Here is a 5,057-nt window from a genome sequence, read left to right as displayed (position 1 = left end):
AATGCTCTTTTACGTAAAAAATATAAAAGTGTTTGAAGGTTCTATAGCCACTACAATGGAATAGAACAGTAATGGTTATAATTTCACTAGCAGACATGGTAAACTTCCTATTTCTTGTCTTTTTTCCTGTAGTAAGCTGTCTTTTCTTTAAAGCAGGGTTAAAAACCTTGCAAAATTCATCAATAGAAAAGAAAATTTCAGTAATTTTATCTTTAGAAATCATAAGCAGAAATTCATTTAAATATTTGAATGTTAGATACTTAAATATAATGTTTTTCTGCTTTTTCTACAAGTAAAAACCCTTTTTTCTTACGTCGAACTCAGGTTATTAGATATTTTTACAAAAATCTGTAATACCAATTTAACTATAAAGTGTTGCGTCTAAGCTGTTTTGTTTTTGTGTTCGTAATTTGAATAGCTACTGCTATGCAAATCAATCACAGCGTTATAAAACAAAAAAGCAATTTCACTTTTTATACGACATTTCATAATTAATTTGGGATAGCTAGGTAGATGATAATATAGAATATGTCGGTTTTATTTGTCTAATACAATTTTTTGTTTGATGATATGAATCAATTTAGAATTATAAATATAGAATATGATGTAATATTATTCAAATTTATATCTGGCTTAATTTAAGGCACTTCTGTAAGTTTAAATTGCTCAATACAAAAGTAGTATACTGTAATGGTGAAAAAGACAGTATAGTATATGACGATTTATTGGCTTCAATTATATATGTAGTGATAGATTACTAGGAGAATAATATTAGATGTTTTTTATAGTTAGTAATAAAAAGAATTTCTTTTACCGGAAACCTTTTTTGAGTAAAAAGTCATAGTATAGAATAAACAAAAAGTTAAAATAACACTAAAACCGATAAATTGGGTTAGAGTTTTATTTTGTTAGTTGTTTAATCACTAAACAATAAATCTTAAAAAATCATGAAATTCAAAAACTTTATTAAAACAGTTTTTATTGCTCTTTTTGTTACAATTGTGTTTTCCTGTAGTGATGATGATGATTCAATCTTTCCTTCAGAGTCGACAACAATTGCAGATTTTATAACAGAAAATCCAGATTATAGTTCTCTTTTAACAGCTTTGAAAAGAGCAGATTTAGTTACGACTTTATCCGGAACAGGAAATTTTACAGTATTTGCACCAAATAATGCAGCTTTTGATATTTTTTTAGAAGGAAAAACATTGGAAGATGTGCCTGTAGAAGACTTAAGAAAAATATTACTAAATCACGTTTTAAATGTTATAGTTATTTCAGATCAAATTACCACAGGTTATATTCTTAATGAAGCTAACCTTAGTACTTATATTGAAAAATCGGATAGTAGTATAAAGGTTAATGGAGAAGCAATAGTAACTACAGCAGATATTGATCGATCTAATGGGGTAATCTATCCAGTAGATAAGGTAATCAATATTCCGACAATGTTAGACTTTGTTACGAAAGATTCTAACTTATCTTCTTTTTCTTCTATAGCAACAGCTAATAGTACAACAGTAATAACAGCCTTGGGTGTTGAAGATAGTAATTTAACCCTTTTAGCGCCAACTAATGCAGCTTTTACAGCTTTGGGAGATATTTCGGGGTTATCTTCGATTGAATTAGAGCAGATTTTGTTGAATCATACTATTAGTGGTAAACTACAATCTACAGACTTGTCAACAGGCTATAATAATACTCTTGCAACCTATGACTCTTCAGATAATAATTTAAGTATTTATATCAATACAGAGGATGGGGTGTCTTTTAATGGTATTTCAAAAGTAAGTATTGCAGATATAATTGCCAGTAATGGTGTTATTCATATTGTAGATAATGTAGTTGCATTGCCAACGGTAGTAACTTTAGTTACAGCGAATCCTGATTTTTCGACTTTAGTATCTGCATTAACAACATTAACTCCTTCTACTGATTTTGTAGCTACCCTAAATACTTCATTAGGAACAAATCCTGCGCCTTTTACTGTTTTTGCTCCTTTAAATTCAGTTTTTGATGTGATTACAGTTCCAGCAGAGAATGAATTGATTCCTATATTGCAACACCATGTTATTGCCGAAAATAATGTAAGATCCAGTGACTTTTCTAACGGTTTGGTAACTCCAGCTACTCTTGAAGGAGGAACGTTAACGGTTGTTATGCCAGGAACTAATAGTGCTGTTGCTAACCTTACTGATGGTTCGGGTAATGCTGATATTGAAATTTTAATGGTAGATATACAAGCAAGTAATGGAGTGATTCATGCAATAGGAAAAGTACTTATACCTGCGCCATAATATTTTTTTTAAAGTAGAGTTATCTATTTTTTGTAATTTGAGGTTCTGATCTTATATTGTTTAATAAGTTTGTTCTTATTACTTTAACATAAAAAAGTATAGTCTTATTATTAAAGATGTGTTGTTTTTTGAGAACTATCTGATCGCTTTTTACTTACAACTTTTAATGTTTAATCAGGATTCTGTAATTCTGTAATTGTATACTTTATTTATACGCTTCAAATTCTTAAATTTGCAACCGATCTATCGATAAAGATAGTGTTTTGAAAATACCAGAAAATATATGTTTGATAATTTAAGTGATAAGTTAGATAAAGCCTTACATATCCTAAAAGGACATGGACAGATAACCGAAGTAAATGTTGCTGAGACACTTAAGGAGGTTCGTAGAGCGTTAGTAGATGCCGATGTAAATTATAAAATAGCAAAAGAATTTACTGCTACAGTAAAGGAAAAAGCATTAGGACAGAATGTTTTAAAAAGCTTAAAGCCTGGGCAATTAATGGTGAAACTTGTCAAAGATGAGTTAACAGAGTTAATGGGAGGCGAAGTTGCTGAAGTAGATTTATCTGGTAAGCCATCGGTTATTTTAATGTCTGGATTACAAGGTTCTGGTAAAACAACTTTTTCAGGAAAGCTTGCTAATTTTCTTAAAACAAAAAAAACAAAGAAACCACTTCTTGTTGCTTGTGATGTATATCGACCTGCTGCAATTGATCAATTGCATGTAGTTGGAGACCAGATTAATGTAGAAGTTTTTAGTGATAAAGGCAATAATGATCCTGTTGCGATAGCAACAGCAGGTATAGCACATGCAAAAGCAAACGGACATAATGTGGTTATTATAGATACAGCAGGACGTTTGGCTGTAGATGAAGTGATGATGACAGAGATAGCAAATATTCATGAGGCTATTACTCCAAACGAAACTTTATTTGTAGTAGATTCTATGACTGGGCAAGATGCAGTTAATACGGCAAAAGCTTTTAATGATGTGTTGAATTTTGATGGAGTAATTCTTACTAAATTAGATGGAGATACCAGAGGGGGGGCAGCGATATCAATAAAATCGGTAGTTAATAAGCCTATTAAATTTATAGGTACTGGAGAAAAAATGGAAGCTATTGATGTTTTCTATCCTTCTCGTATGGCAGATCGTATTTTGGGGATGGGAGATGTCGTGTCTCTTGTAGAAAGAGCGCAAGAGCAGTTTGATGAAGAAGAGGCAAGAAAACTACAGAAGAAAATTGCTAAAAATCAGTTTGGGTTTGATGATTTCTTAAAGCAAATTCAGCAGATCAAGAAAATGGGAAATATGAAAGATCTTATCGGAATGATTCCTGGAGCAGGAAAAATGATGAAGAATATGGATATAGATGATGATGCTTTTAAGCATATTGAAGCAATCATACATTCTATGACTCTCGAAGAAAGAACTAAACCACAAATTATAAACTCTAGTAGAAAAAAACGTATTGGAGCAGGTTCAGGAACTTCAGTTCAGCAGGTAAATCAATTATTGAAGCAGTTTGACCAGATGAGTAAGATGATGAAAATGATGCAAGGTGGTGGTGGAAAACGGATGATGCAGATGATGGGAAAAATGAAATAATCAAAAATTTTTATTATAAACTAATAATCAATCAAGGTCTCAAAGGGAATGGAAATATTAGACGGTAAAAAAGTTAGTAACGATATCAAAGATGAAATAGCTTCGGAAGTTCTTAAAATGAAGGAGCGTGGCGAAAAAGTGCCGCATCTTGCGGCTGTTTTGGTAGGTAATGACGGAGCTAGTTTAACTTATGTAGGTAGTAAAGTTAGAGCTTGTGAACGAATAGGATTTGAATCTACTTTGGTTAAAATGCCTAGTACTACTAGTGAAATTGAACTGTTAACTAAGATAAAAGAGTTAAATCAAAATGAGGATATTGATGGTTTTATAGTGCAATTGCCTTTGCCTCCTCAAATCGATACGCAAAAAGTATTATTAGCTGTAGATCCAGATAAAGATGTGGATGGTTTTCATCCTATGAATTTTGGTAAAATGGCATTAGATATGTCCACTTTTATCCCAGCAACTCCTTTTGGGATTTTAGAGTTGTTAGAGCGTTATAATGTAGATACCAAAGGAAAACATACTGTTGTTATTGGTAGAAGTCATATTGTTGGTAGACCAATGAGTATTTTAATGGGAAGAAAAGGTTGGCCAGGTAATTCTACGGTTACTTTAACGCATAGTCATACTAAGAATATAACCCAAATTATTTCTCAGGCAGATATAGTAATTTCTGCATTAGGAGTTCCTGATTTCTTAAAAGCAGAAATGGTAAAAGATGATGCTGTAGTGATTGATGTGGGTATAACTAGGGTTACAGACGATTCTAATCCAAAAGGATATAAGATTGTTGGGGACGTAGATTTTGAAAATGTAAGTAAAAAAGCTTCTTTTATTACTCCTGTGCCTGGTGGGGTGGGGCCAATGACTATTGCAATGTTGCTTAAAAATACATTATTAGCAAGAGAAAGACATCGTAGAGATCTTAAATAAAATAAATAGTAACAACTTAATAAGCCTGTATATATTTTTATTTGCAGGCTTTTTTTTGTTTTATAGTGGATAAGATTTGATTTAAACTCTAAAAGGGGGATTATTGTCTTGTAATCTTAAAAACCTGAGTTCGACGTAAGAAAAAAGGGTTTTTACTTGTAGAAAAAGCAGAAAAACATTATATTTAAGTATCTAACATTCAAATATTTAAA

The 5,057-nt window shown here is 31.5% G+C and carries 3 protein-coding genes and 1 pseudogene; 3 read left to right on the top strand and 1 reads right to left on the bottom strand.

What is annotated here, in order from left to right; genetic code table 11:
- A pseudogene (locus H527_RS24500) lies at nt 1–223 on the bottom strand (IS982 family transposase); the annotation flags it as partial.
- A 724-nt stretch (nt 224–947) separates the two neighbouring features.
- On the opposite strand from H527_RS24500, the gene H527_RS0118370 reads away from it, so the two are divergent.
- The 3 genes from H527_RS0118370 (at nt 948) to H527_RS0118360 (ending at nt 4,845) form a co-directional block, all read left to right on the top strand.
- Nucleotides 948–2,297 (top strand): fasciclin domain-containing protein, encoded by a 1,350-nt coding sequence (locus H527_RS0118370; protein ID WP_035088958.1) that lies wholly within the window; start codon nt 948–950, stop codon nt 2,295–2,297.
- A 283-nt stretch (nt 2,298–2,580) separates the two neighbouring features.
- Nucleotides 2,581–3,909 carry a signal recognition particle protein gene (ffh, locus tag H527_RS0118365; RefSeq protein ID WP_027414016.1) on the top strand — a complete coding sequence of 443 codons (1,329 nt, stop codon included), beginning with the start codon at nt 2,581–2,583 and terminating at the stop codon, nt 3,907–3,909.
- A 48-nt stretch (nt 3,910–3,957) separates the two neighbouring features.
- The gene (locus tag H527_RS0118360) at nt 3,958–4,845 is read left to right on the top strand and encodes a bifunctional 5,10-methylenetetrahydrofolate dehydrogenase/5,10-methenyltetrahydrofolate cyclohydrolase (RefSeq protein ID WP_027414015.1); all 888 of its coding nucleotides are present in this window, start codon (nt 3,958–3,960) and stop codon (nt 4,843–4,845) included.
- The last annotated feature ends 212 nt before the right edge of the window (nt 4,846–5,057 follow it).

The sequence above is a fragment of the Aquimarina muelleri DSM 19832 genome (assembly GCF_000430665.1).
Classification (GTDB): domain Bacteria; phylum Bacteroidota; class Bacteroidia; order Flavobacteriales; family Flavobacteriaceae; genus Aquimarina; species Aquimarina muelleri.
This window is presented reverse-complemented; position numbering and strand designations above follow the sequence as displayed.

Bases quoted from the DNA above. Each gene is read 5' to 3' on its own strand.
- H527_RS0118370 (WP_035088958.1), top strand. From the start codon at position 948: ATGAAATTCAAAAACTTTATTAAAACAGTTTTTATTGCTCTTTTTGTT.
- ffh (WP_027414016.1), top strand. From the start codon at position 2,581: ATGTTTGATAATTTAAGTGATAAGTTAGATAAAGCCTTACATATCCTA.
- H527_RS0118360 (WP_027414015.1), top strand. From the start codon at position 3,958: ATGGAAATATTAGACGGTAAAAAAGTTAGTAACGATATCAAAGATGAA.